General features: G+C 67.0%; 19 protein-coding genes and 1 pseudogene. 8 read left to right on the top strand and 12 right to left on the bottom strand.

What is annotated here, in order from left to right; all coding sequences use genetic code 11:
- Positions 1 to 146 precede the first annotated feature (146 nt).
- Positions 147 to 1,676 (top strand): GH1 family beta-glucosidase, encoded by a 1,530-nt coding sequence (locus B1A87_RS20855; protein WP_078029229.1) that lies wholly within the window; start codon positions 147 to 149, stop codon positions 1,674 to 1,676.
- A 34-nt stretch (positions 1,677 to 1,710) separates the two neighbouring features.
- On the opposite strand, the gene B1A87_RS20850 is transcribed toward B1A87_RS20855, so the two are convergent.
- Positions 1,711 to 2,769 carry an App1 family protein gene (locus B1A87_RS20850; protein WP_078029230.1) on the bottom strand — a complete coding sequence of 353 codons (1,059 nt, stop codon included), beginning with the start codon at positions 2,767 to 2,769 and terminating at the stop codon, positions 1,711 to 1,713.
- Positions 2,770 to 2,862: 93 nt separating this feature from the next.
- Entirely contained in the window at positions 2,863 to 3,594 is a 732-nt protein-coding gene (locus tag B1A87_RS20845; protein ID WP_078029231.1) for a DUF72 domain-containing protein, read from the bottom strand.
- A gap of 441 nt (positions 3,595 to 4,035) precedes the next feature.
- Between B1A87_RS20845 and B1A87_RS20835 the strand changes: the two genes are divergently transcribed.
- From B1A87_RS20835 to B1A87_RS20825, 3 genes are all read left to right on the top strand, one after another.
- Complete coding sequence (locus B1A87_RS20835; protein ID WP_078029232.1) at positions 4,036 to 5,841, top strand: glycoside hydrolase family 15 protein; 1,806 nt, start codon at positions 4,036 to 4,038, stop codon at positions 5,839 to 5,841.
- A gap of 103 nt (positions 5,842 to 5,944) precedes the next feature.
- Entirely contained in the window at positions 5,945 to 6,241 is a 297-nt protein-coding gene (locus B1A87_RS20830) for a hypothetical protein (protein ID WP_078029268.1), read from the top strand.
- Positions 6,242 to 6,253: 12 nt separating this feature from the next.
- Positions 6,254 to 6,952 (top strand): HAD family hydrolase, encoded by a 699-nt coding sequence (locus B1A87_RS20825; protein WP_078029233.1) that lies wholly within the window; start codon positions 6,254 to 6,256, stop codon positions 6,950 to 6,952.
- Here B1A87_RS20825 and B1A87_RS20820 read toward each other — a convergent pair.
- The 6 genes from B1A87_RS20820 to B1A87_RS20795 all read right to left on the bottom strand — a co-directional run bounded on the left by B1A87_RS20820 (position 6,949) and on the right by B1A87_RS20795 (position 13,840).
- Entirely contained in the window at positions 6,949 to 7,305 is a 357-nt protein-coding gene (locus B1A87_RS20820; RefSeq protein ID WP_078029234.1) for a VOC family protein, read from the bottom strand. The genes B1A87_RS20825 and B1A87_RS20820 overlap by 4 nt on opposite strands.
- 46 nt (positions 7,306 to 7,351) lie before the next feature.
- Positions 7,352 to 8,509: a serine hydrolase gene (locus B1A87_RS20815; RefSeq protein WP_078029269.1), complete on the bottom strand. Its 1,158-nt coding sequence runs from the start codon at positions 8,507 to 8,509 to the stop codon at positions 7,352 to 7,354.
- Positions 8,510 to 8,648: 139 nt separating this feature from the next.
- Positions 8,649 to 9,461 carry a bifunctional allantoicase/(S)-ureidoglycine aminohydrolase gene (locus tag B1A87_RS20810; protein WP_078029235.1) on the bottom strand — a complete coding sequence of 271 codons (813 nt, stop codon included), beginning with the start codon at positions 9,459 to 9,461 and terminating at the stop codon, positions 8,649 to 8,651.
- A 10-nt stretch (positions 9,462 to 9,471) separates the two neighbouring features.
- Entirely contained in the window at positions 9,472 to 10,746 is a 1,275-nt protein-coding gene (locus B1A87_RS20805; RefSeq protein ID WP_144275923.1) for a DUF6986 family protein, read from the bottom strand.
- Positions 10,747 to 10,749: 3 nt separating this feature from the next.
- Positions 10,750 to 12,348, bottom strand: coding sequence for a malate synthase A (gene aceB, locus B1A87_RS20800; protein WP_078029236.1), 1,599 nt, complete (start codon positions 12,346 to 12,348; stop codon positions 10,750 to 10,752).
- Between the two features lie 25 nt (positions 12,349 to 12,373).
- Positions 12,374 to 13,840, bottom strand: a complete 1,467-nt coding sequence (locus B1A87_RS20795; protein WP_078029237.1) for an NAD-dependent malic enzyme — start codon at positions 13,838 to 13,840, stop codon at positions 12,374 to 12,376.
- Positions 13,841 to 14,049: 209 nt separating this feature from the next.
- Here B1A87_RS20795 and B1A87_RS20790 point away from each other — a divergent pair, with 209 nt between their 5' ends.
- Entirely contained in the window at positions 14,050 to 14,805 is a 756-nt protein-coding gene (locus tag B1A87_RS20790; RefSeq protein ID WP_056622701.1) for an IclR family transcriptional regulator, read from the top strand.
- A 126-nt stretch (positions 14,806 to 14,931) separates the two neighbouring features.
- Here the strand turns inward: B1A87_RS20790 and B1A87_RS20785 are convergent, their stop codons facing one another.
- Positions 14,932 to 16,413, bottom strand: coding sequence for a nucleobase:cation symporter-2 family protein (locus tag B1A87_RS20785; protein WP_078029238.1), 1,482 nt, complete (start codon positions 16,411 to 16,413; stop codon positions 14,932 to 14,934).
- A 151-nt stretch (positions 16,414 to 16,564) separates the two neighbouring features.
- Positions 16,565 to 17,473, bottom strand: coding sequence for a factor-independent urate hydroxylase (gene pucL, locus B1A87_RS20780; protein ID WP_078029239.1), 909 nt, complete (start codon positions 17,471 to 17,473; stop codon positions 16,565 to 16,567).
- 362 nt (positions 17,474 to 17,835) lie between these two features.
- Here pucL and B1A87_RS20775 point away from each other — a divergent pair, with 362 nt between their 5' ends.
- Positions 17,836 to 18,021 carry a hypothetical protein gene (locus B1A87_RS20775; protein ID WP_078029240.1) on the top strand — a complete coding sequence of 62 codons (186 nt, stop codon included), beginning with the start codon at positions 17,836 to 17,838 and terminating at the stop codon, positions 18,019 to 18,021.
- A 12-nt stretch (positions 18,022 to 18,033) separates the two neighbouring features.
- Here the strand turns inward: B1A87_RS20775 and B1A87_RS20770 are convergent.
- Both B1A87_RS20770 and B1A87_RS20765 read right to left on the bottom strand, forming a co-directional pair.
- Positions 18,034 to 19,292, bottom strand: a pseudogene (locus tag B1A87_RS20770) (DNA polymerase domain-containing protein).
- Between the two features lie 128 nt (positions 19,293 to 19,420).
- Positions 19,421 to 20,794 (bottom strand): 8-oxoguanine deaminase, encoded by a 1,374-nt coding sequence (locus B1A87_RS20765; protein ID WP_078029242.1) that lies wholly within the window; start codon positions 20,792 to 20,794, stop codon positions 19,421 to 19,423.
- Between the two features lie 401 nt (positions 20,795 to 21,195).
- Between B1A87_RS20765 and B1A87_RS20760 the strand changes: the two genes are divergently transcribed.
- Positions 21,196 to 21,690 carry a nucleoside deaminase gene (locus B1A87_RS20760; RefSeq protein ID WP_078029243.1) on the top strand — a complete coding sequence of 165 codons (495 nt, stop codon included), beginning with the start codon at positions 21,196 to 21,198 and terminating at the stop codon, positions 21,688 to 21,690.
- A 14-nt stretch (positions 21,691 to 21,704) separates the two neighbouring features.
- A complete protein-coding gene (locus tag B1A87_RS20755) occupies positions 21,705 to 23,222 on the top strand; it encodes an NCS2 family permease (RefSeq protein WP_078029244.1) in 1,518 nt (505 codons plus the stop codon).
- Positions 23,223 to 23,335 lie beyond the last annotated feature (113 nt).

The following is a 23,335-nucleotide window of genomic DNA, read 5'->3' as shown; positions in this document are numbered from 1 at the left end:
ATCAGTCGACGCCCGCGGCCCCCTGGGCGCGCCCGCCGGTCGGAGCGGGATGCCCTCGTCAGCCGACACGGCGTGTGTCATTCTGGAAGATACCGCAGTTCACTGATATACCTAGCCTTCCCGACAACACCATAGAGGTTCCGCTCATGCACATGTCCGCCAAAGAGCTGGCCACCACGATTCCGGCGGCCTTCACGCTCGGAGTGGCAACAGCCGCTTTCCAGATCGAAGGCGCGCTCGACGAGGATGGCCGCGGACCTGCAGGCTGGGATGTCTTTGCCGCCAAACCCGGTGCGATCGTGGACGGCCACAGCCCGGCGGTGGCGTGTGACCACTACCATCGGATGCCCGAGGACGTTGCCCTCATGAAGGAATTGGGCATCGACTCATATCGATTCTCCCTTTCATGGCCGCGAATCCAGCCCCGCGGCAGCGGACCGGTGAACCGCGCAGGGCTGGACTTTTACGACCGCTTGCTGGACGAGCTCCTGGCCAACGGGATCTCTCCGATGGTGACGCTCTACCACTGGGACACGCCCCTGCCCCTGGACGAGGCCGGCGGATGGCTGAACCGGGACACGGCCTACAGGCTGGGCGAGTTCGCGGCAGTCGCCGCGGCCGCCTACGGCGACAGGGTGGCCCGCTGGGTGACCATCAACGAGCCCGCAACGGTCACCACCAACGGCTATGCACTCGGCCTGCATTCGCCGGGCAAGGCGGAGTTCTCGAACGGGCTGCCTTCCGTGCACCACCAGCTGCTGGGCCACGGATTGGCGGTCCAGGCGCTGCGGGCGGCAAAGGTGCCGGGCGAAATCGGCATGACCAATGTCTACTCACCCATGGTGCCGAACTCCGGCAACCCGCTGGACTGGATGAGCGCCGGGGCAATGGACGTGGCCCAAAATCGCCTGTACTCGGACCCGGTCCTTCTGGGAAAGTACCCGGACCTCGTGCGGGTCGGAAAGTTCTTTTCGTCCTTCGAGCATCCGGACGAGGACATGGGCGTCATCTCCCAGCCGCTGGACTTCTACGGGCTCAACTACTACATGCCCACACGGGTGGCGGCCGGCGCTGGCGACAGTCCGGTGCCTGCGGCCATGGCCGAGGCCATGGGGGACGATCTCAGCGCCGCCACGCCCGGCGCGCCGCTGCACATCGAGCCCTGGCCGGACACGGAGACCACCGCCTACGGCTGGCCGGTCAAGCCGGGATACATGGCGGTCGCACTCAAGGAGATGCGGGACCGGTATCCCAACCTCCCGCCCGTCATCATCACCGAAGGCGGAGCGAGCTTCGAAGACATCATCGTCACGGACAAGTCGACCAACCGCAAGTTCATCCCGGACGAGCGGCGCCTGCGCTACCTGTCGGACCACCTGGGCACGGCACTTGCGGCCACGGCCCCCGGCGGCGTGGCGGAAGGGCTCGACCTTCGCGGCTATTACGTATGGTCCCTGATGGACAACTTCGAGTGGTCCGGCGGATACAAGCAGCCCTTCGGGCTGGTGCACGTGGACTTCGAGACCCAGGAGCGGACGCCGAAAGCGTCCTACTACTGGTTCCAGGAACTCCTCGAGGAACGCAAGCTTGCGACCTCGGCGGGAGCCGCCATCGCCGCGGCCGTGGTGCCGGAAGCGATGCAGTCCGACGGCGGCGCGCAGCCACTCGAGCTCTGACCCGCCAGGCCGGCATGGGTCAGGTCAGGGCCGGTCAGATGAGCTGGAGCTCCCTGAGCTGGCGGGCCATGCCGGCGCCGTCGGGGGAGTAGATCCACGGCACGGAGGAGGCGCTGTGGTCGCCGTCCTCCGAGTGGCCGCCGGCGAGGACTGATTCGCTGACGGACAGTTGCCGGATGGCGATGGCCGCCACCTTGTCAGCGTGGTCCTGGGCGAACTCCGAGTAGATCTCCTCGTCGTGCTGGCCGTTGTCGCCGACCAGGAGCCAGCGCATGTGCGGAAACTCGGCGGCGAGCCGGTGTAGGTTCCCGAGTTTGTGGTCCTGGCCGCTGCGGAACCAGCGGTCCTGCGTGAGCCCCCAGTCGGTCAGCAGCAGGGCGCCGGACGGATACATGTTGCGGTTGAGGAACCGGGCCAGCGTGGGCGCCGCGTTCCAGGGGCCGGTGGAAAGGTAGATCACCGGCGCTTCAGGGTGCTCCACTGTCAGCCGGTCCAGCAGTACAGCCATTCCCGGGGTCGCCATCCTGGCACGCTCGCTGAGCACAAACGTGTTCCACAGGGCAAGGAAGGGCCGCGGCAAGGCCGTGACCATGACGGTGTCGTCGATGTCGGACACGATTCCGAAGTTGGTTTCGGGGCCGATGACGAAGATGCGGGCTTCGGCCGGTTCCGTGCCGACTGAACGCAGGACGGCCGTGTGCCAGCCCGGCGCGAGGGACACCTGGACATCGATGTCAATCAGTCCGCCCCGGTCGGCCGTGACCTTGGTGACCGTTCCGCCGATCTCAATCTCCACCTCGGACCGCGGGATGGGCACACTGGTGAACGCCCGCCAGCCGCGCACGTTTTCGTTGCCGTTCTTGGCGGCGTGCTCCGCGCGGCTGCCCGGCACCGGTTTGCTGGCCAGCACCACCCTGCCGAGGACACGGACCCACCCCGTCGAGCCGTAGCCCTGGTAGGCAATGGTTTTGGGTTCGAACTTCCAGCGCCGCGCAAGTTTCAGGCGCGCGGTGTTGACCGCGTCTGAGAGCCGGTGGGCCAGGCGGAAGACGCGCTTGCCTGACAGGGATGTTTGGTGTGACGCGGTGTCCATTCCTTCACTCTGCCACAGGCCGGGGTCCGGCGGGTCGCCGTCATGCTCTGTTACCTTCAGCCACCGGGACGGCCGCACGGGCGCCGGCCCCGATCAGCCGTCCCCCAGCAGCCACCGCAGGGTCTCCGCGTTCCGCACGGCGTTACCCCCGCCGTCGTTGTTGAAATAGGCGTACACATCCTTGCCGGCGCCGCGCCACTCGCGGATCCGGTCAGCCCACCAGCCAAGCTCCTCATCCGAGTACGATCCGCCGTACAGGTGCTGGTGGTCCGGACCGTGCAGCCGGACGTAAACGAAGGGGGCGGTGGCGCGCAGGATGCAGGGCAAATTGGCGCCGCTCATAACGCAGTACGCGGCCTGGTGCCGCTCCAGCATGCTGTACACCTCGGGGTGGTCCCAGCTGGGGTGCCGGAACTCCACCGCGACCGGGATCCAGCCCGGCATGGCGGCAAGGAAATAGCCAAGGCGGGCGTCGTCGCGTGCCAGATCCGGCGGCAGCTGGACCAGCAGCACGGCGCGTTTGTCGCCAAGTTCATGCCAGCACCGCGCGATCCGCTCGATCCACACGTCCGGGCCGTAGAGCTTCTTGCCGTGGGTCAGGCCGCGCGGGGCCTTGACGGACAGGGCGAATCCGTCGGGCAGCCGGCGCCGCCAGCTCGCGAAGGAGGTGTCCCGCGGCCAGCGGTAGAAGCTCGCATTCAGCTCCACGGTCCTGAACCGCGCCACGTAGTGCTGCAGTCGGTCCCGGGCGGGCAGCCCGGGCGGGTACAGCACATTTTCCCAATGGTCATAGCTCCAGCCGGACGTGCCGATGTACACCGTCACCGTGCCCCCGTTCTCAGTTCATGGCGGTCGAAAAGTGCTCCCCGTCGGCGGATTCCGTCCGACGGGGGCACCAGTCACTCGAAGTGGGTTGTCAGGCTCCCGCCGCCGGCCGATATCACGGTGGCGGCTGCCACCTCCCGGAGTTTGACATTGCGGCTGCTGGAAGCGGATTTCAATAAGTCCACGGAGAGTAGCGTGCCAGTTCATTGAGGAAGTCCCCGACGTCCCGGGTTCCGAGCAGGAGGTCCTGGGCGTACTCCGCCACGTCGGTTTCGTTCAGGTCACTATCCAAAAGTTGGCTCCAAAGTTCTGCCCTGCCCTCTCGCCAAGGACGGCCCGGCAGGGACAACAGTCAGCTTCCGACGGCAACTGCTTTACCTGCGTTCAGGCTACACCCGGCATCCTCTCGTGCCGCGGGGTCAGCTGTGGCACTGTAAGGGCATGGTACGCATCGAGGACTACGCCATGGTGGGCGATCTGCACACGGCAGCCCTGATCAGCACGGAAGGCTCCATCGACTGGCTCTGCCTGCCGCGCTTCGACTCCTCTGCGTGCTTCAATGCGCTCCTCGATACGCCCGAATCGGGCCGGTGGATCCTGGCACCTGAGGGCGGCGGCGAATGTACCAGCCGCCGCTACCGCCGGCACACCCTGATCCTGGAAACCGAGTGGGAAACCGAAGACGGAGCGGTGCGGGTCATCGACTTCATGCCCCCGCGCGACGAAGTGGCGGACATCGTGCGGATTGTGGTGGGCCTGCATGGCAAGGTCAGGATGAAAGGGCAGCTGGCCCTGCGCTTCGACTATGGCCACATCATGCCCTGGGTGCGCCGAGACAGCCGCGGACTGCATGCCATCGCCGGGCCGGATTCTGCTTACCTCGTGACGGACGCGCCGCTTCGGGGCGAGCACATGCAGACCGTCAGCGAGTTCACCGTAAAGGCCGGCGATCGTGTGCCGTTCGTGCTGACCTGGGCGCCGAGCCACGTCCACCGGCCCCGGTCCGTGGACGCCGAAAGCGTCCTGGAGTCCACCGAGAAATTCTGGCGGGAATGGGCCGGGCGGTCCAAGGTGACCGGCCCCTATAAGGATGCGGTGGAGCGTTCGCTGATCACGCTCAAGGCCCTCACCTACGCTCCCACCGGGGGCATCGTGGCGGCCGTGACCACGTCCCTCCCGGAGCAGCTGGGCGGCCCGCGCAACTGGGACTACCGCTTCTGCTGGCTCCGTGACGCCACCCTGACGCTGCAGGCTTTGCTTGCCGCCGGCTACACGGCAGAGGCTGCCGCCTGGCGGGACTGGCTGCTGCGCGCCGTCGCGGGCGATCCGGCGGACCTGCAGATCATGTACGGCATCCACGGCGAACGCCGGCTGCCCGAGATGGAGATCCCCTGGCTGGCAGGGTACGAGGGCTCGTCGCCGGTCCGCATCGGCAACGGCGCTGCGGGCCAGCTGCAGCTGGATGTCTGGGGCGAGGTGCTGGACTGCCTGTCCCTCACGCGCAACTCCCTGCTGAAGCACACGGACGAAGCCTGGGATGTCCAGGTGGCGCTGATGGAATACCTGGAAGGCGCATGGGACCAGCCGGACAACGGGCTGTGGGAAATGCGCGGGCCGCGGCGCCATTTCACGCATTCGAAGATCATGGCCTGGGTCGCGGCGGACAGGATGGTCCGGGGCGTCAGGGATTCGGGCCTTCCCGGTCCGGCCGACCGCTGGGAGGCCCTGCGGGACACCATCCGCGACGACGTGATGACGCACGGCTTCGACGCGGAACGGAACACGTTCACGCAGTCCTACGACCGCCCCGAGCTGGATGCCAGCCTGCTGCTCATTCCGCGCGTGGGCTTCCTGCCGCCGGATGATCCCCGGGTGATCGGTACCATCGACGCCATCCAGCGGGAACTCACCGAGGACGGATTCGTGCTCCGGTACCGGCCCCAGGAAAGCGACGACGGCCTGCCCGGCGACGAAGGTGTCTTCCTGGCCTGTTCGTTCTGGCTCGTGGAAGCGCTGCTCGGTGCCGGCCGCCGGCGGCAGGCCACGGAGCTCTTCGAGCGCCTGCTGGCGCTCCGCAACGACGTCGGCCTGCTGAGCGAGGAATGGGGTGTCCAAAGTGCGCGGCACCTGGGAAACACGCCGCAGGCGTTCAGCCACTTCGCGCTCGTGACGAGCGCCCTGGAACTTCACCAGCAGCGGCCCCGGCGCAGTGACAAGCCCATGGAGTCAAGGGCGGGCAGGGCCTGACGCTGCCCCTTTTTGGCTCTTATCTTGCAGCTGGCAGTAAGTATACTTACTAATAACTCGCCGAATCGTGAAGAAGCGGATGGTGAAGAAGGAGGAAAGCGCGATGGCTGGATATTTCGAATTGGTGGACGCTCCCGACGGAGGCTACAGGATCCGGTTGCTTGACGGATCGGGGGCGCTCATGGCCGTCTCCGTCACTTTTCCCACCAAGCGCGCAGCTGTGGCCGGCGTGGCGCGTGCCCGTGAGATTGCCGGCATGGGACTGGTCCGCGATCACTGCAAGGATGCAGTCAAGCGGCCCGCAGTCCACAGCACCAAGCCCGCACGTAAGGCGGCAACCGCGGGCGCAACCCGCACGCCCGCCCTCCTGACGCATCCGCACTCGCCGGCCGGGCACTGAGGCCGCGGAGGAATGCCGAACCGCCAGTTGAAAGGCCGATACACCAAGGGAGTCCTGTTCGATGTGGACGGGACTCTCGTCGATTCGTCCTACATCCACACGATTGCCTGGTGGCAGGCGTTCCGCCAGGCCGGCTTTGACGTGCACATGGCACGGATCCACCGCTGCGTGGGAATGGGCGGCCCGCGGCTGGTGGACGGCCTGCTGCCGGAGGAACGCGACAAATCCCTCGACGACACTGTCCTGTCGGCGCACTCGGGAATATTCGGCACGTACTGGCCGTCCCTCCGCGCGTTCAGCGGAGCCCGGAACTTGCTGGCCCAGTGCTACGAGAGCGGGCTGGCCGTGGCGCTGGCCTCCTCCGCGAAGGGCGGGGACCTTAAGGCCCTCCGCTCCACCCTCGCCGCCGATTCCTTCATCCATGCGGCCACGAGCGCCGACGATGCCGAGGAAAGCAAGCCCGAGCCGGACATCTTGGTGGCGGCGCTCGACGCGCTGGGGCTTGCGGCCACCGATGTTGTCTACGTGGGGGATGCCGTCTGGGATGTGCTGGCCGCCAATAAGCTCGGGATCCCCACGATCGGGGTCACCTGCGGCGGCACGAGCGAGGCGGAACTCCGGGCGGCCGGCGCGGTCGAAGTCTACGAAGGACCCGGCGAGCTCCTGGACGGACTCAGGGACAGCGCCATCGGCAGGCTGCTGGAGGGCTAGGCCCCTGCGTCCACAACGCAGAAGCGGTTTCCGTCCGGGTCCTCCAGGACCACGAAGTCGGGGTCGTCCGGGTACAGGTCCCAGTCCACGCGGGAAGCTCCGAGCTCCACGAGCCGTTCCACTTCGCCGGCCTGGTCATCGGCGTAAAGGTCCAGGTGGATGCGCGGGTGTGCCTGCACGGGCGACTCGCTGAGCATGAGGGCCAGCCGGGCGCCCTCGCCCCGTTGCGGGACCAGCACCACCCACGTTTCGTCGCCCTCCTCCCGGGGGACGTAACCCAAGGCATCACACCAGAACGCGGTGGCGCGGGCGACGTCGTTGACTCCGAGGACAGTTGTTCCGATGGTCAGCATGCCTTCATGCTTCCGCGCGCCCTGTCCCGATGCAAGGGTGGCGGCCCTAGCACCAGTCGTTCAGTGTTTGCTGGGCCAGATCGGCCATCTCCGGGACGAGCGGGTGGAGGAAGGCCACGAACGGCGACGGCGGATAGGTCATGGCCATGAAGATCTGCCGCGTACCGTCGGCGCTGGTCATCGCCACCATCCCGTAGCCCTGCACGTCCCCGATGTTGCCGTAGTAGAAGTCGTTGGTGCAGGTGTCGTTCCACCGGGTCATCCCGAGTTTGAAATCGGAGTACACCGCTTCCTTCATCTGGGCCAGGGTGGAGGGCTTCAGGAGCTTTCCCTGCAGCAGCGCCGCATAGTAGGTGTTGGCATCCCGGACCGTGGAAACCATGCCGCCAGGGGCGTCGATGTACACCCGGGGATAGGCGACATCGAACTGCCTGTCCTCAACGGTGATGTACCCGTGCAGGAGCTCCGCTTTCGGAGGCCCTCCGGCGGTCATGAAGGTGTCCGTGAGTCCCAGCGGCTCGATGATCTCCGACCGCAGAACCTCGGCGAAGGGATGTCCCCTGAGCTGTTCTATGAGCAGGGCGAGGGCGACGAAGTTCGATCCGGAAGGCTCGAAGGGCTGGGCGAGTTTGTACGCCCAGGGCAGGTGCGCGGCGAGCCTGAGCCGGTCACGCAGGGACAGGGGCGTGTTGAAGACCTGCCGGAGCGGCCCGGACGTCCACAGTTCGTCGCCGTAGTCCGGGATGCCCGACTCCTGGTTCAGCAGCCTGCGCACGGTAATCGGCTCAGGCTCCTTCAGGATGCGGCTGAATTCCGGAAGGTATTGGTCCACCGTGCCGTCGAGCGTGATGCGCCCTTCCTCCGCGAGCCTCAGCACGGAGACGGCGATCATGGACGTCGTGAGCCCGCCCATCTGGACCGGATCGGTCAGCTGCACCGGCTGCCGCCCGTCGAGGGTCCGGACCCCCTCGGCGTGATTCCACTCCACACCGTTGTTCCTTGCCTGGACGAGGACGGCCGGAGCGCCCTCCTCGCGCATCGTCTGGCTGAAATCAAGCAGGTCCGCGAATATCCAGCTGGGCGGCGTCTGCCGGTCGGGCGGCTTGGGCACCGGTGTGCAACCGCCGAGGGCGACGGCCAGCATGCCTGCAGCCACGGCTGCAACGCATCGCTGGATGGAGCCCGGAAACCGGAGCCCTGGCATGGCATCAGGATACGCGCCAAGCCGCCGGAAGCGCCGCACCGAATTTGCCGGAACGCGGGAGATCGCCGGATGCTTGCGGTGGCAGGCTTCCGGCGATCTCATCGTGGGTATTAGGCGTCGCTATTAAAAGGCAGGCAGGCTAGGTCAGCCGGATTTGGCGGTTCATGTCCTTGTACAGCAGGTAACGGAACTGGCCGGGGCCACCGGCGTAGCAGGCCTGCGGGCAGAAGGCGCGCAGCCACATGAAGTCGCCGGCCTCCACCTCAACCCAGTCGTTGTTGAGCAGGTACATGGCCTTGCCCTCGAGGACGTACAGGCCGTGCTCCATGACGTGGGTCTCCGGGAACGGGATGACGCCGCCCGGCTGGAACGTCACAATGTTCACCTGCATGTCGTGGGCCAGGTCGCTGGAATCCGTGAAGCGGGTGGTCTTCCAGGCGCCGTCGGTATCCGGCATCGCGGTGGGTTCCACCTCGGCATCACTGGTGACGAAGGACTTGGCCTCGTAGCCCTCGAGCCGCTCGTAGGCCTTGCGGATCCATTGGAAGGAGACAATGTCATCCGAGACGTTCTCCAGTCCCCAGGTGGCACCGGCGGCCAGGTAGGCGTAGCCGCCCTCCTCAAGCTGGTGCAGTTCACCGTCGAGGGTCAGGTTGACCTTGCCCGTGGTGACGAAGACGACGCCTTCGACGCCGGGCTCAAACTCGGCCTTGGGAGCACCGCCGCCCGGGCCGATCTCCACGATCAGCTGCGAAAACGTGGTGGCAAACCCGGAGATCGGGCGGGCCAGGATCCAGGAGCGGGTGTTGGAGAATCCCGGCAGGGTGCTGGTCACGATATCGGTCATGACGCCCTTGGGGATGACCGTGTAGGCTTCCGTGACGATGGCCCGTTCCGTGGTGAGGTGGGTCTGCGGCGGCAGGCCGCCCTGGGGGTAGTAGTACTTGCCCATCATTGGATCCTTACTTCGAAGTGGTGTGGGCCAGCCTCGGGTGGGCCAGGCCGGTGAGTTGGGGGATTCCGACGCCGGCAAGCGCCTGGACGTCTTCGGCACCTACGGCGCCGCACTGGACGCCGCGCAGCACGAAGGCGGCCAGCGCCCGGGCGGTGGCCGGTTCGTCCATGACCCCGCCCTCGGTGTGTTCAATGTAGTTACGCAGCCGTGCCGCCGCGGCGGGCAGCCCCTGGCGGTAGAACGCGTAGGTCGCCGCGAACCGACTGGGCAGCTGGGCCGGGTGCAGGTCCCAGCCCTGGTAGTAGCCGCGTTCCAGGGAACGCCGCACCAGCCGCCCGTGCAGGCGCCACGCGTTCTCCACGTTGTCGCCCACGGGAATGATGTTGGTGGAGCCGTCCGACAGCCGGATGCCCGTGCCGGCGGCGGCCAGCTGCATGACTTCCTTGGCGAAGTCCGCCACCGGGTGTTCCATGGACTGGTATTCGGCGGAGATCTGCAGGGAAGCGGAATAGTCGTACGTGCCGTAGTGCAGGCCGCTGATCCTGCCCGGGACCGCGTGCGGAAGCTGCGCCACAGGTGAGCTGCCGTCCGGGCCGAGGATGAGCTGCGGCGTCTCCACCTGCACCTCAAACCGCAGCCGGCCCGCCGGCAGCGAGTGGATTTCCTCGAGCCGGGAAACGGCGAAGTCCATCGCCTCCACCTGGGCCACCGTGGTGACCTTGGGCAGCGTGAGGACCAGGCCATCGGGGAGCTCGCCGGCCGCGGCCAGGCCCGAAACAAACAGGTCCAGGGTGCGCAGCCCGCGGGCCCGGGTGGGGGCTTCGAAGCACTTGAACCGGATCCCGATGAACGGCGGCGCGGAGCCGGCCGCAACAGCGGCGGCCACGGCGGAAGCCGCCGAGACGGCGGCGGCGTCCTCGGCGTCGTCGCCCCGGTCCCCGAAGCCGTCCTCGAAGTCGAGCCGGAGGTCCTCGATCGGTTCGCTGCTCAGCTTCGCCTCCACCCGTGAGGCGACGGAGGCGGCCAGGTCGCCGTCCTGGCCCAGCAGCGCGCCGAGCCGGGCCAGCCCGCCGTGGGCGGCCGCCGTCGACAGCGCCTGGGCGCCCCAGTCGGCGGCGAGCGACGGCGTGAACCGGTCCGCGGGGACGTAGACGGTGTGAACTGGCTGGCGGGTGCCGTCGTCGCCGGGGTAGTTCCGCTCCAGCAGGCGGTCGGTGGCCGCCAGCTGGGAGTCGATCCGGGCGAGGTCAGCGGCACTAAGCGAGGGTTCGGGTACTGCCATGCGTCAGCCCACCAGTTCGTAGGCCGGGGTGGTGAGGAAGTCCGTGTAGTCCTCGGACAGGCAGATGTCTCCGATCAGGCTGCTGGCCGGCCGGTAGTAGCGTTCGAAGGCTTCCTCGCCCACCTCGCCGCGCAGCTTCTCGGTCTCCTCGGCCAGGATCGTCGTGACCAGTTCGCGCGTCACGGTGTTGCCGGTGTCGGCGAGGACCACCTGGTTGCGGATCTGCTGCCACACCTGCGAGCGGGAGATCTCGGCCGTGGCGGCGTCCTCCATCAGGTTGTGGATGGCCACCGCACCGTTGCCCGAGATCCACACGGCCGTGTAGGCGACGGCGACGTACAGGTTCAGGCGCAGGCCCGCTTCCGTGACCTGGCCGTCGGCCGAGGCGATGTCCAGCAGCTGGCCCGCGGTCACGCTGACCTCGGGGCGCTGCTTATCCAGCTGGTTGGGGCGGTCGCCGAGAACCGAGTCGAACACTTCCTGGCAGACCGGGACGAGGTCCGGGTGCGCCACCCAGGAGCCGTCGAAGCCGTCGTTCGCTTCGCGGGTCTTGTCCGCGCGGACCTTCTCGAAGGCCTGGGCTGTGACTTCGGGTTCGCGCCGGTTCGGGATGACGGCTGCCATGCCGCCCATCGCGAAGGCGCCGCGGTGGTGGCAGGTCTTGACCAGCAGTTCCGTGTAGGCGCGCATGAAGGGCGCGGTCATGGCCACCGTGGCACGGTCCGGCAGCACGAAGCTGGCGCCGGCGTCGCGGAAGTACTTGATGATGCTGAACAGGTAGTCCCAGCGGCCGGCGTTCAGCCCCGAGGCGTGGTCGCGGAGCTCGTAGAGGATCTCGTCCATCTCGAACGCGGCCGGGATGGTCTCGATCAGCACGGTGGCGCGGATGGTGCCCTGGTGGATGCCCAGGAAGTCCTGCGCGAACACGAACACCTCGTTCCAGAGGCGGGCCTCGAGGTGGCTTTCCATCTTGGGCAGGTAGTAGTAGGGGCCCTGGCCGTTGAGGACCAGCTGCTTGGCGATGTGGAAGAAGTGCAGGCCGAAGTCCACCAGGGCGCCCACGGCGGGTGCGCCGTTGATCAGCAGGTGCCGTTCCTCCATGTGCCACCCACGGGGCCGGGCCACCACGACGGCGAGCGGGGCGTCCGTGCGGAGCCGATACTCCTTGCCCTCGGGGGAGGTGTAGCTCAGGGTTCCCGTGGCGGCGTCGCGGAGGTTCAGGATGGCGTCGATGACGTTGGCCCAGGTGGGGGTGCTCGCGTCCTCGAGGTCCGCGAGCCACACCTTGGCGCCGGAGTTCAGCGCGTTGATGGCCATTTTCGCGGGGGAGGCGGGGCCCGTCATCTCAACCCGGCGGTCCCGCAGGGCCGCCGGCGCAGGCGCGACCTTCCAGTCGCCGTCGCGCACGTCCTGGGTGTCCGGCAGGAAATCGAGGCTGCCGGTCCTGGCCACGTGCTCGCGCTTGACGGCCCGGGCCTTGAGGAGGTCCGAGCGGGTGCCGGCGAAGCGCTTGTGGAGTTCCTCCACGAAGGCCAGCGCCTTGGGGGTGAGGATCTCCTCAGCACGTTCGATCGGCCGGGGGTCTGTGACTGTGATAGCCATTGTGGGTCCTTTCCAGGGCTGCGAATCAGGCGTTGGCGAAGGCCGGGTCAGCGGATGCTGCTGCTTCTGTTGAGTCTTCCGCTGTTGCCGCCGGGATGCCAGTACCCGCCGCGGCGAGGGCGGCTGCGGCGACTGCTGCCGCGACGTCCGCGGCCACGTGGGGATCGAAGACGCTGGGGATGATGTAGCTGGCGTTGAGCTCATCGTCGGCAACGCGATTGGCAATGGCCTCGGCAGCGGCCACCAGCATTTCGGGCGTGATGTCCGACGCCCCGGCGTCCAGCAGCCCGCGGAAGAATCCGGGGAACGCCAGCACGTTGTTGATCTGGTTCGGGAAGTCGCTGCGGCCCGTGGCCACGACGGCGGCGTGCTTGGACGCGATGGCGGGATCGATCTCCGGGGTGGGGTTTGCCATGGCGAACACGATCGCATCCTTGGCCATCGAGGCAACCTGCTCCTCGCCGATCACGTGCGGGGCGCTGACGCCGATGAACACGTCCGCGCCCTTGAGCGCCTCGTGCAGGGTTCCGTTGAAGCCCTCTTCGTTGGTGTTCGCGGCGATCCAGCTGCGGTGTTCGTCGTTGTACTGCTCGCCGGAGTGGATGGCGCCGGAGCGGCCGGCGGCCACGATGTGCCGCGCGCCCTGGGCCTTGAGCAGCTGGATGATGGCCGAACCCGCCGCGCCCACGCCGGACACCACGATCCGGACCTCGCCGAGCTTCTTGCCCACCACGCGGAGCGCGTTGACGAGGGCTGCCAGGGTGACGATGGCGGTGCCGTGCTGGTCGTCGTGGAACACGGGGATGTCGAGTTCGTCGCGGAGCCGGTTCTCGATCTCGAAGCAGCGCGGGGCGGCGATGTCCTCGAGATTGATGCCGCCGTATACGGGGGCCATGGCCTTGGCGATCATGATGATTTCCTCGGTGTCCTGGGTGTCCAGGCAGACCGGCCAGGCGTCAACGTTGGCGAACTGCTTGAACAGGGCCGCCTTGCCTTCCATGACGGGCAGGGCCGCGGCCGGGCCAATGTTGCCCAGGCCAAGCACGGCTGAACCGTCGGTAAGGACGGCGATGGTGTTGCGTTTGACCGTCAGGTTGCGGGCCGCTGACGGGTCCTCTGCGATGGCCAGGCAGACGCGGGCGACGCCGGGGGTGTAGGCGCGGGAAAGGTCGTCGCGGTTGCGGAGGGCAACCTTCGGGACGACCTCGAGCTTGCCGCCCAGGTGCATGAGGAAGGTGCGGTCCGAGACGTTCCGGACCGTGACGCCGTCGAGCGCGTTGAGGGCGTCCTTCACGCGGTTGGCGTGGTCGTCGTCGGTGGTGTTGCAGGTGACATCGACAACCAGGGTCTCGTGGTGCGACTCGGTGACGTCCAGGGCGGTGATGGCAGCGCCGGCAGCGCCGACGGCGGCGGCGAGTTCGCTGGTGGCGGAGAAGCTGGACGGCGCTTCCACACGCAGGGTGATCGAATTTCCGGGGCTCGGGTTCGCCATTGAATGGTCCTCCTGTTTGGGCCCATCGCTGGGCCGGTTCGTTGCGGTGAATGTTTTCGTATTATGGATATTATTATCTACCTTATGGAAACACAAGCCCGAAGGTGCATCGACGCCGGCGATACGGTGCTGTATCTTTGGCTTTCTAAGCAGTTCTTTTCACGATGCGGATAAGAGTTGTCGGAACCGAGCAAGCAGGAGATTCCTACATGGCTGAAAAAGCCCCCGGAGGCGTGCAGTCCGTTGAGCGCGTCTTTGAACTTTTGGAACTGATTACCGACGCCGGCGGCGACGTCACGCTCAGTGAACTCTCCTCGTCCACGGATCTGCCCCTGCCCACGATCCACCGGCTCCTGCGCACCCTGGTCACGCTGGGCTACATCCGCCAGCTGCCTAACCGCCGCTATGCACTCGGACCGCGGCTGATCCGGCTCGGCGAAGGCGCCAACAAGCAGCTCGGCGCCCTGGCCCGGCCGCAGCTGAAGTCCCTCGTGGACAGGCTGGGCGAGACCTCCAACATGGCGGTGCTGGACTCGGACATGGTGATCTACGTGGCACAGGTGCCGTCGCTGCACTCCATGCGCATGTTCACCGAGGTGGGCCGCCGCGCGCACACGCATGACACCGGCGTGGGCAAGGCCATCCTGGCGCAGCTGGACGACGAAGTGGTCCGCGGGATTGTCACCCGGACCGGAATGCCCACGCCCACGCCCAAGAGCATCGGCGACTTCGATTCCCTCATTGCGGACCTGAACCGCATCCGCGAGCGCGGCTACTCCATTGACGAGGAGGAGCAGGAGCTCGGGGTCCGCTGCTTCGCCATGGCCGTGCCCAACGCTCCCACGCCCACGGCCATCTCGGTGTCCGGGCCGGTGTCCCGCGTGGACCAGTCGTTCGCCGACCGGGCCGTGCCGCTGCTCCGCGAAGCAGCCCAGGCGATCTCGGACGAGCTCAACCAAAACTGACCCCCGCCGTCGTACTTCGCGCTTGCTTTTGGTGCTGCCACTGGAGCGCGAAAGAACACTTGAGGCCCGGCGCTTTCCAGGGGCCTCAAGTGTTCGTTCGCGCTTTTTCGTGGAGTGGCTCCGTGCTCAGTGCTCCGTGGTGGTGGAGGACTGGACCGGGACTTCCTTGCCGTCGCAGTCGATCAGCTTGCCGCCCTCGTAGCGGTCGCCGTCGGCCAGGCACTTCAAATCCTCCTCGCGGACCACGCGGCCGGTTCCCGCCACAAACACCGACTGGTTCTCCGAGTTGCCGGCCTTGAGGTGGTTGAAGAGCAGGTTCAGCGCGATGGCCATCACCGCGGCCGAGCTGATGCCTGAGTGGAAGATGGTGCCGAACCAGGACGGGAACTGGTCGTAGAACGCCGGGGCGGCAATCGGAATCATGCCGAACCCGATGGATGCAGCCACGATGATCAGGTTCATGTTGTTCTTGTACTCCACTTTGGCAAGTGTCCGGATGCCGCTGGCGGCTACCGTTCCGAAGAGTACGACGCCGGCGCCGCCCAGGACGGGAGTCGGCACCGCTGCGACCACCCGGCCAAGCACCGGCAGCAGGCCAAGGATGACGAGGATGAGGCCGCCGGCGCTGACCACGAACCGGCTCTTGACGCCCGTGATGGCAACCAGGCCCACGTTCTGGGCGAAGGCACTCTGGGTGAAGGAGTTGAACAGCGGTGAGATGGCGCTGGAGAGCATGTCCGCCCGCAGGCCGTCGCCGATCCGCTTGGAGTCCACCTTGGTGCCCACGATCTCGCCCACAGCAATGATGTCCGCTGAGGTCTCCGTGAGGGTCACCAGGATGACGATCAGCATGGAGACAATCGCGGCGATCTCAAAGGTGGGGGCGCCGAACGCGAACGGCGTGGGGAACGCGACGATTTCGCCCTGGCCCACCTTGGAGAAATCGGCCATGCCGAAGATGACGGCGATCAGGGTGCCGAGCACCATCGCCAGCAGGATGGAGAGCCGCGAGATCGCGGCGCTGCCCACCTTGCTCAGCAGCAGGACGATGGCCATGGTGGCGGCGGCCAGTCCGATGTTGGCGACACTGCCGTAGTTCGGTGCCTTGCTGTTGCCGCCCATGGCCCAGTTGGCCGCGACCGGCATCAGCGTCAGGCCGATCGTGGTGATCACCGTGCCCGTGACCACCGGCGGGAAGAATCGGATGATCTTGGAAAACAGCGGGGTGATGAGCAGGCCGATCAGCGATGCTGCGATCACCGAGCCAAAGACCGCCTGGATGCCACCGCCGCCGTGGACGATCGCCACCATGGTGGACACGCCCGCAAAGGAGACGCCCTGGACCAGGGGCAGCTGGGACCCGAAGAACCGGATGCCGACGGTCTGGAGAATTGTGGCCAGGCCGCCAACGAACAGGCAGGCGGCAATCAGCAGGCCGATGTCCTGCGAGGACATCCCTGCAGCCGCACCGATGATCAGCGGCGGGGCAATGATTCCCCCGTACATGGTGAGGACGTGCTGGAACCCGTAGGCGAAGGTGCTGCCGATGGGCAGTTTCTGGTCTTCGGGGCGGGCTGCCGCTGGGCGGACTTTTTTCTTGGTGTTCATGGCAGACTTTCTTGGTTCATGGCAGACGCCTTCGTCTGGCTAACAATGTCTGGCTAACAAGTTTTGAATCAGTGGTGCTTGGCGGGCCCTGTCGGGACTGCCTGCCCGGTGGCCGAGCCTGGGGGGAGCCAGGCTCAGCCGCCGGTGCGGGTCAGCAGAAGCCGGCGATGCCGGACCAGGCGATCTCTGCCGGAGCGGCATCGTCCCGCTGGACGGTGGCCTCGATCAGGCCGTACGGGCGGTCCGCGGCGAAGAAGACCTCGTTGGGGTTGTCCAGGCCGAACGGCGAGAGGTCCACCAGGAAGTGGTGCTTGTTGGGCATCGAGAACCTGATCTCCTCGATCTCGCTGTGCGCCTCGAGGACCTTGGTGCCCATGTCGAAGAGCGTCTGCTGCAGGGCGTGCGAGTACTTCTCGGTGAAGCCTTCGAGCAGGAGGGCCTTAACGTCGTCGTAGTTCTTGTTGAAGTCCAGGGAGTTGAAGTCCGTTCCTGCCTTGAAGCGCCAGCGGGCGGAAACGTCGGTGGCGAGGATCCGGTCCGTGGTCTCCGGCAGCGTGGTGTATTTGTCCTTGGGGTAGCCAACAAAACCGGACTGCGTGGACTTCAGGACGGTCAGGTCCTTGAGCCCCGAAATCAGGTGGGTGGTGGAGCCCTCGCGGACCAGCACCGCCGTACGGACCTCCTGGCCGTTGCGCACGAAGGAGTGGTCGTGCGCGCTGCCGTGGGCCTGGATGCGGTCCCAGCTGTAGGACTCGGCTTCCCAGCGGCCGCCGGTGACCCATTCGAAGCTGGACGTGAAGTGCTCTCCGAGGCGCAGCAGGAAGGCTTCGGGTGAGCCGATACCTTCGCGGGCGAAGGCGTAGATGGTGTTCTTCTGCGTGTCCGTGGCCACGACGTGGGCGTTGTCGCCTTCGAGGTGGGCCGCGGCGAAGTCGCCGCGGAGCTGCGAGGTGACGTTCAGGTCTTCAATCTCGTGGCGCGCCGTGTCCCGGGTGATCTTGACGACGCGGACTTCAGCCTTGCCGTACTGGTTGTTGCCGAGGACGATGTTGTTGCTCATGGTCAGTTCCCAACTTCCGTAAGTGGAACCAAAGTTCCACAGTGAAATTAAGCGCGTGTTTCCCACGCGTTTCTTGTCCCGTCGACCCAACAAAAAATGAGCCGACATCAGTTGATGTCAGCTCATTACGACCCTGCCTGCTGCTCCCAGGTTACGTGACATGCGCCACGAATTGCCTTCCAGCGTAGCGCAGCCATGCCGTGGTGTACATCACAATTTGAAAAATCCGATTGTGACCGGTCGCCTTGCGGGGTCTTGACCGCGCCGGCAGGCCGGCCTAGAATTTTCCATATAACAAAAAATACTTTCCGGATTGTGAAATTAGTCCGGAAGGCAGGCAACACAAGAACGAGGAGGAACAGATGGACTCGCAGGATAAGAACAACGTCGCGGAATTCCCGGCGCCCGGCCAGGAACTGTATCTGCCGTTCGGCGCCACGGATCCCGACTTTTACATCCCGGCCGACTGCGACCGCCAGGCCCGCGGCCTCTCCCGCTGGCTGCGGGCGCTGCCGGTCTTCGGCCGCGAGCGACGCGCAATCCGCTGAGGGGCGCCGGCGTTAGGACGCCGGACGCCCCGGCCACTCCTTGCCGGCCCAGGGGTCGTAGTCGGCGATGAGCTCCTCCTGCGGCGGACGCTCCGCTTCGGGGACGTGCTGCAGGTTCACCCGCACCCGGTACCAGAGCGAGCTCGATCCGCGCATTCCGTCGACGAGCACGTCGGCGGGGTGTAGGGCCGGGACGAGGTCCGCATGCAGGGTCTTCCATTCGTCGAGCGCCGCGAGCGCCTCGGGCTTGGTCCTGGTGCGGGCGACCTCAATGAGTGGCATCACCGACCTGCCGGCGGCCGGAGCCGTCGCCGCCGCGCGGCGGCTTCTCGGCGGGGCCGAGCTCGGCGGCCAGCGCGAGGAGCCCGTCGAGTGAGCCGACCGCGCCGTCGATGCCGGCGTGGGGTCGCCCATCGCGGCGAAGCGCTCGATCACTGTGGGCACCGTGAACTGTTCCGGCCGGGCGGAGCGGACCTCATCCCAGGTGAGCGGCGTCGAGACCCGGGCGTCGGGCAGGGGCCGGATCGAGTAGGCCGATGCCACGGTGCGGTCCTTGGCGTTCTGGTTGAAGTCGACAAACACACTCTCGCCGCGCTCCTCCTTCCACCACCGCGCGGTGGCGAGGCCCGGAGCGCGGTTTTCGACCTCGCGGGCGAGGGTCTCGGCGGCGAGCCGCACGTCGCGGTACGACCACTGCGGCGAGATGCGCACCAGGATGTGGAGTCCGCGCGAACCGCTCGTCTTCGGCCACCCCACGAGCCCGACGTCGTCGAGCACCTCCCGCGCGACATACGCAACATCAACGATCTGGGACCAGTCGACGCCCGGCATCGGATCGAGTGTCTCTTATACACATCTAGATGTGTATAAGAGACAGGTTCGAGGTCCTCCGCGCGCACCGGATGCGGGTTGAGGTCGAGGCAGCCAAGGTTCACGACCCACGCCAGGCCCGCGGCATCCCAGATGACGGCCTCCTCAGCCGACGTCCCCGACGCGTAGTTCAGTACCGCCGTGTCGATGAATTCGGGGTGGTTTTCGGGCACGCGCTTCTGAAAGAACGGCTCGGCGTCGATGCCCTTCGGGAAGCGCTTGAGCACCATCGGCCGGCCGCCCGCGCCGCGCAGCGCACCGTCCGCGACGGCAAGGTAGTAGCGCACCAGGTCGAGCTTCGTCAGGCCGGGCTCGGGGAACACCACCTTGTCCGGACTCGAGATGCGGACCTCGGTGCCGGCAATGTCCAGGATCTCGGCCGGCGTCTTCGACGGAGTCATGGCGCCACGCTAGCAACGATCGGATGTCGCAGCATAGGCCCCGTTTCGATGGTTCCCGGCGCGCAAGACGTTTGCGTGCATCGAGTGCGAAGGGAACGGTCGAAACGGAGCCTGCCGGAAAGGGGAGCCTAGCCGGCGACGAGCCGCCGGGCTGCGGCCGAGTGCTCGGCGATCAGCCCGGCCACGTCCAGCCCCGGGATCTGCCCGTCAATGACGCGCCACTGCCCGCCCACCATCACCCGGTCGGCCCGGTCCGCACCGCACAGCAGCAATGCGGCGAGGGGATCGTGGCTGCCCGAGAACCGCAGGTCATCGAGCCTGAACAGGGCCAGGTCGGCCTGCATCCCGGGTGCCAGCTGGCCGAGGTCCGTCCGGCCCAGCGCCGCCGCCGATCCGCGGGTGGCCCAGCCCAGCGCACGCTCTACAGGAACCTGGGCCCCGTAGCGCAGCCGCTGCAGGTACAGCGCCTGCCGCGCCTCGAGGATCATGTTTGACGCATCGTTCGACGCCGATCCGTCCACCCCCAGCCCCACGGGCACTCCCGCGTCCTCGAGTTCCAGGACCCGCGCGGTGCCGGATGCCAGCCGCATGTTCGACGTCGGGCAGTGCGCGACGGCGGTGCCCGCGGCTCCCAGCCGGGCGATCTCGGCGTCGCTGAAATGGATGCCGTGGCCGAGCCATGTCCGGTCCGTCAGCCAGCCCACGCTGTCGAGATAGTCGACGGTCCGCAGCCCGAACATCCTGAGGCAGAACTCTTCCTCGTCCAGGGTCTCGGCCAGGTGCGTGTGCAGCCGGACGTCCAGCCGCTCGGCCATCAGGGCGCTCTCGGCCATGATCTCCCTGGTCACGGAAAACGGCGAACACGGAGCCAGTCCGATCTGGATCACGGCGCCGTCGCCGCGCTCGTGGTACTGCCCTATCAGCCGTTCGCTGTCGGCAAGGATCACTTCCGCCGCCTGCACGGTCGACTGCGGCGGCAGCCCGCCGTCGCTCTGTCCCAAGGCCATGGAGCCGCGGGTCAGGGTGGCCCGCATCCCCAGCCGGCGGACCGCCCGCACTTCGATGTCTATGGCGTCCTCCATGCCCGGCGGGAACAGGTAATGGTGGTCCGCCGCCGTGGTGCAGCCGGACAGCAGGAGCTCGGCGAGGGCCACGGTGGCGGCGAGCTCGAGGTCCCGCGGCGTGAGCCGGGCCCACACCGGGTAGAGGGTCTGCAGCCAAGGGAACAGCGGGGCGTTGGCCACCGGCCCCCAGGCGCGGGTCAGCGTTTGGTAGAAGTGGTGGTGGGTGTTGATCAGGCCCGGTAGCAAAACATGCGCGGAGGCGTCGAACGTCTCCTCGCAGGCCGCCGACGGCAGTTCGCCGGAGCCAAGCACCTCCGTGATCCGGCCCCCGCTGACCACTACGCCGCCGGAGGGTTCAATGCCGTTGGCGGAGTAGGCGGCCTGCGGATTCCTGATCCAGAGCCGGGGTTCGGGGGTGCGGAAAGGTGTCTGGGTCATGTGCGATTCCTGTCTGGGCGTGCCGATGCGTTCCAGCTCAGGGGCCTGTCTGCTGATCCAGGTGCCCGGCCGCCTGACGGGGGCCGGATCGGCACCAGCGTAGGGCCGGCTCCGGAAGGGCGTCAATGCCCGCGCAATGTGACAGCCGTGAGCGGTAGGCGAAGTGACAGCCCGGAAACATGGATTTCACATCGCGAAATTAAGTTTCCAGAAAAGTATGGCGCAGGCCACAATCCGGTGCTAATCTCGATCTTGCCAAAGGCGGGCACCCGGCCACCGGGAAGCTATCTACCAGGCGCAACTTAACCTTCAAAAGCACATGCTGAAGCCTGGTAACCGTCGCAACTGGTCCTTTCCGTCCCGGCACGGGTACAGGCTTCCACAGCAAAGGGAGTCGCATCATGAGTACCACCGTCACGGCCGAACACTTTCTGGCCAGATCCATCCGGTTGGCAACCGCCAACGTCCTGAATAGCGGCGGCCCGTTCGGAGCCGTGATCGTCACCGCCGACGGTCAGGCGTTCGACGGCGTCAACCGCGTCACCGCCGACAACGATCCCACCGCCCACGCCGAGGTCACGGCCATCCGCCGCGCGTGCAGCGGACTCGGCACCTTCGACCTCCGCGGCTCCACCCTCTACAGCAGCTGCGAGCCGTGCCCCATGTGCCTGGCCTCCGCGCTCTGGGCCCGCATCGACCGCGTGGTGTTCGCCGCCGACCGGCACGACGCCGCCTCCGTCGGCTTCGACGACGCCGTCTTCTACGAGTACTTCGACAACGCAGACCGGGATGCCCTGATGCCCGTGTCCAAACTGGACCTCGGCGAACCCGGCGCGCCGGCCATCCTGGAACCGTTCACCACCTGGAACACGCTCGACTCCAGGATCGATTACTAGGGCCGGTGGCTGAGATGACAATCCTGGACACCACCCCCGAGGGGCCCCGCGTGGCACCCCAGCGCCAGCGGAAGCAGGCCCCGAACACCCGGCCGCCGGCGTCGAACGCCTTCCCTGACCGCTTCTTCCAGATCACCCAGCGCGGCTCCACCCTGGCGCGCGAACTGCGGGGCGGGCTGGTCACCTTCTTCACCATGGCGTACATCGTCATCCTGAACCCGCTGATCCTGGGCGGCTTCAGCGCGGACAATGCCCCCACGGACGTTGCCGGCGGCTGGCTGTCCGCGGCGCAGGTGGGCGCCGTCACCGGCCTCACCGCCGGAGTCATGACCATCCTGTTCGGATTAATCGCGAACCTGCCCTTCGGACTCGCGGCAGGCCTCGGCATCAATTCCTTCCTCGCCGTGGCCGTGATCCACGAGGTCACCTGGGCCGAGGCCATGGGACTGGTGGTCATCAACGGCATCCTGATCGTCCTGTTCGGCGTCACCGGCGCCCGGACCGCCATTTTCCGGGCAGTCCCCAAGGAGCTGAAGGCGGCCATCACCGTCGGCATCGGCCTGTTCATCGCCTTCATCGGCTTCGTGGACTCGGGCTTCGTCCGCGCCACCACCGGCGGGCCGCCCGTCCAGCTCGGCGAGAACGGCTCCATCACGTCCATCCCCACCATGGTGTTCATCGTGGGCCTGCTGGTCATGGGCATCCTGGTGGCACGGAAGGTCCAGGGCGGCCTGCTGATCGGCATCGTGGCCAGCACCGTCCTGGCGGCATTCGTGGAGGCGATTTTCCACATCGGCCCCGGCAGCGAGGCCAACCCCGGCGGCTGGCACCTTAACACCCCCGTGCTGTCCGGCCATCTGGTGTCGGCGCCGGACCTGGGCCTGGTGGGCCAGTTCGACATGTTCGGTGCCTTCGGCCGGATCGGCGGGCTCGCCGCGACCATGCTGGTGTTCACCCTCGTGTTCACCAACTTCTTCGACGCAATGGGCACCATGACCGGGCTCGCCAAGAGCGCGGGCGTGGCACACAAGGACGGCACGTTCCCGCGGCTGAAGTCGGCCTTCATCGTGGAAGGCATCGGGGCCGTGGCCGGCGGCGCGACGTCGGGGTCCTCCAACACCGTGTACATCGACTCCGCGGCGGGCATCGGGGAAGGTGCCCGCACCGGGCTGGCGTCGGTGGTCACCGGCGCGCTGTTCCTGGGGTCCATGTTCCTCACCCCGCTCACCAGCGTGGTGCCGCTCGAGGTTGCCGCCGCCGCCCTGGTGGTGGTGGGCGCCATGATGATGGCCCAGATCCGCGAGATCAAGTTCTCTAAGTTCGCGGTGGCCCTCCCGGCCTTCCTGACCATCGTCACCATGCCGCTGAGCTACTCGATCGCCAACGGCATCGGAGTGGGCTTCGTGTCCTGGGCCGTGATCGGGGCAGCCTCCGGCAAGGCCAAGAAGATCCACCCGCTGATGTGGGTGGTGACGGCCGGCTTCCTGGTCTACTTCGCCCGCGGCCCCGTCAGCGCGCTGCTCGGCGCCTAACGGTTCGGCGCGTAGCCGGCCGACAAAGACCGGACCGGGGCAGGCAGATGGGGCCCGCCCCGGTCCACCAACTGCAACCAAATTGATGCGTGCGCCATGGTGAACGCTTCCCC

Source organism: Arthrobacter sp. KBS0703 (genome assembly GCF_002008315.2).
Classification (GTDB): domain Bacteria; phylum Actinomycetota; class Actinomycetes; order Actinomycetales; family Micrococcaceae; genus Arthrobacter.
Note: the sequence above shows the minus strand (reverse complement) of the source record. Positions and strands in the feature narration are given on the sequence as shown.

Bases quoted from the DNA above. Each gene is read 5' to 3' on its own strand.
- B1A87_RS20785 (WP_078029238.1), bottom strand. From the start codon at position 16,413: ATGAACACCAAGAAAAAAGTCCGCCCAGCGGCAGCCCGCCCCGAAGAC.
- B1A87_RS20795 (WP_078029237.1), bottom strand. From the start codon at position 13,840: ATGGCGAACCCGAGCCCCGGAAATTCGATCACCCTGCGTGTGGAAGCG.
- B1A87_RS20815 (WP_078029269.1), bottom strand. From the start codon at position 8,509: ATGCCAGGGCTCCGGTTTCCGGGCTCCATCCAGCGATGCGTTGCAGCC.
- pucL (WP_078029239.1), bottom strand. From the start codon at position 17,473: ATGAGCAACAACATCGTCCTCGGCAACAACCAGTACGGCAAGGCTGAA.
- B1A87_RS20820 (WP_078029234.1), bottom strand. From the start codon at position 7,305: ATGCTGACCATCGGAACAACTGTCCTCGGAGTCAACGACGTCGCCCGC.
- B1A87_RS20805 (WP_144275923.1), bottom strand. From the start codon at position 10,746: ATGGCAGTACCCGAACCCTCGCTTAGTGCCGCTGACCTCGCCCGGATC.
- B1A87_RS20790 (WP_056622701.1), top strand. From the start codon at position 14,050: ATGGCTGAAAAAGCCCCCGGAGGCGTGCAGTCCGTTGAGCGCGTCTTT.
- B1A87_RS20760 (WP_078029243.1), top strand. From the start codon at position 21,196: ATGAGTACCACCGTCACGGCCGAACACTTTCTGGCCAGATCCATCCGG.
- B1A87_RS20855 (WP_078029229.1), top strand. From the start codon at position 147: ATGCACATGTCCGCCAAAGAGCTGGCCACCACGATTCCGGCGGCCTTC.
- B1A87_RS20830 (WP_078029268.1), top strand. From the start codon at position 5,945: ATGGCTGGATATTTCGAATTGGTGGACGCTCCCGACGGAGGCTACAGG.
- B1A87_RS20835 (WP_078029232.1), top strand. From the start codon at position 4,036: ATGGTACGCATCGAGGACTACGCCATGGTGGGCGATCTGCACACGGCA.
- B1A87_RS20825 (WP_078029233.1), top strand. From the start codon at position 6,254: ATGCCGAACCGCCAGTTGAAAGGCCGATACACCAAGGGAGTCCTGTTC.
- B1A87_RS20775 (WP_078029240.1), top strand. From the start codon at position 17,836: ATGGACTCGCAGGATAAGAACAACGTCGCGGAATTCCCGGCGCCCGGC.
- B1A87_RS20755 (WP_078029244.1), top strand. From the start codon at position 21,705: ATGACAATCCTGGACACCACCCCCGAGGGGCCCCGCGTGGCACCCCAG.
- B1A87_RS20850 (WP_078029230.1), bottom strand. From the start codon at position 2,769: ATGGACACCGCGTCACACCAAACATCCCTGTCAGGCAAGCGCGTCTTC.
- B1A87_RS20810 (WP_078029235.1), bottom strand. From the start codon at position 9,461: ATGGGCAAGTACTACTACCCCCAGGGCGGCCTGCCGCCGCAGACCCAC.
- aceB (WP_078029236.1), bottom strand. From the start codon at position 12,348: ATGGCTATCACAGTCACAGACCCCCGGCCGATCGAACGTGCTGAGGAG.
- B1A87_RS20765 (WP_078029242.1), bottom strand. From the start codon at position 20,794: ATGACCCAGACACCTTTCCGCACCCCCGAACCCCGGCTCTGGATCAGG.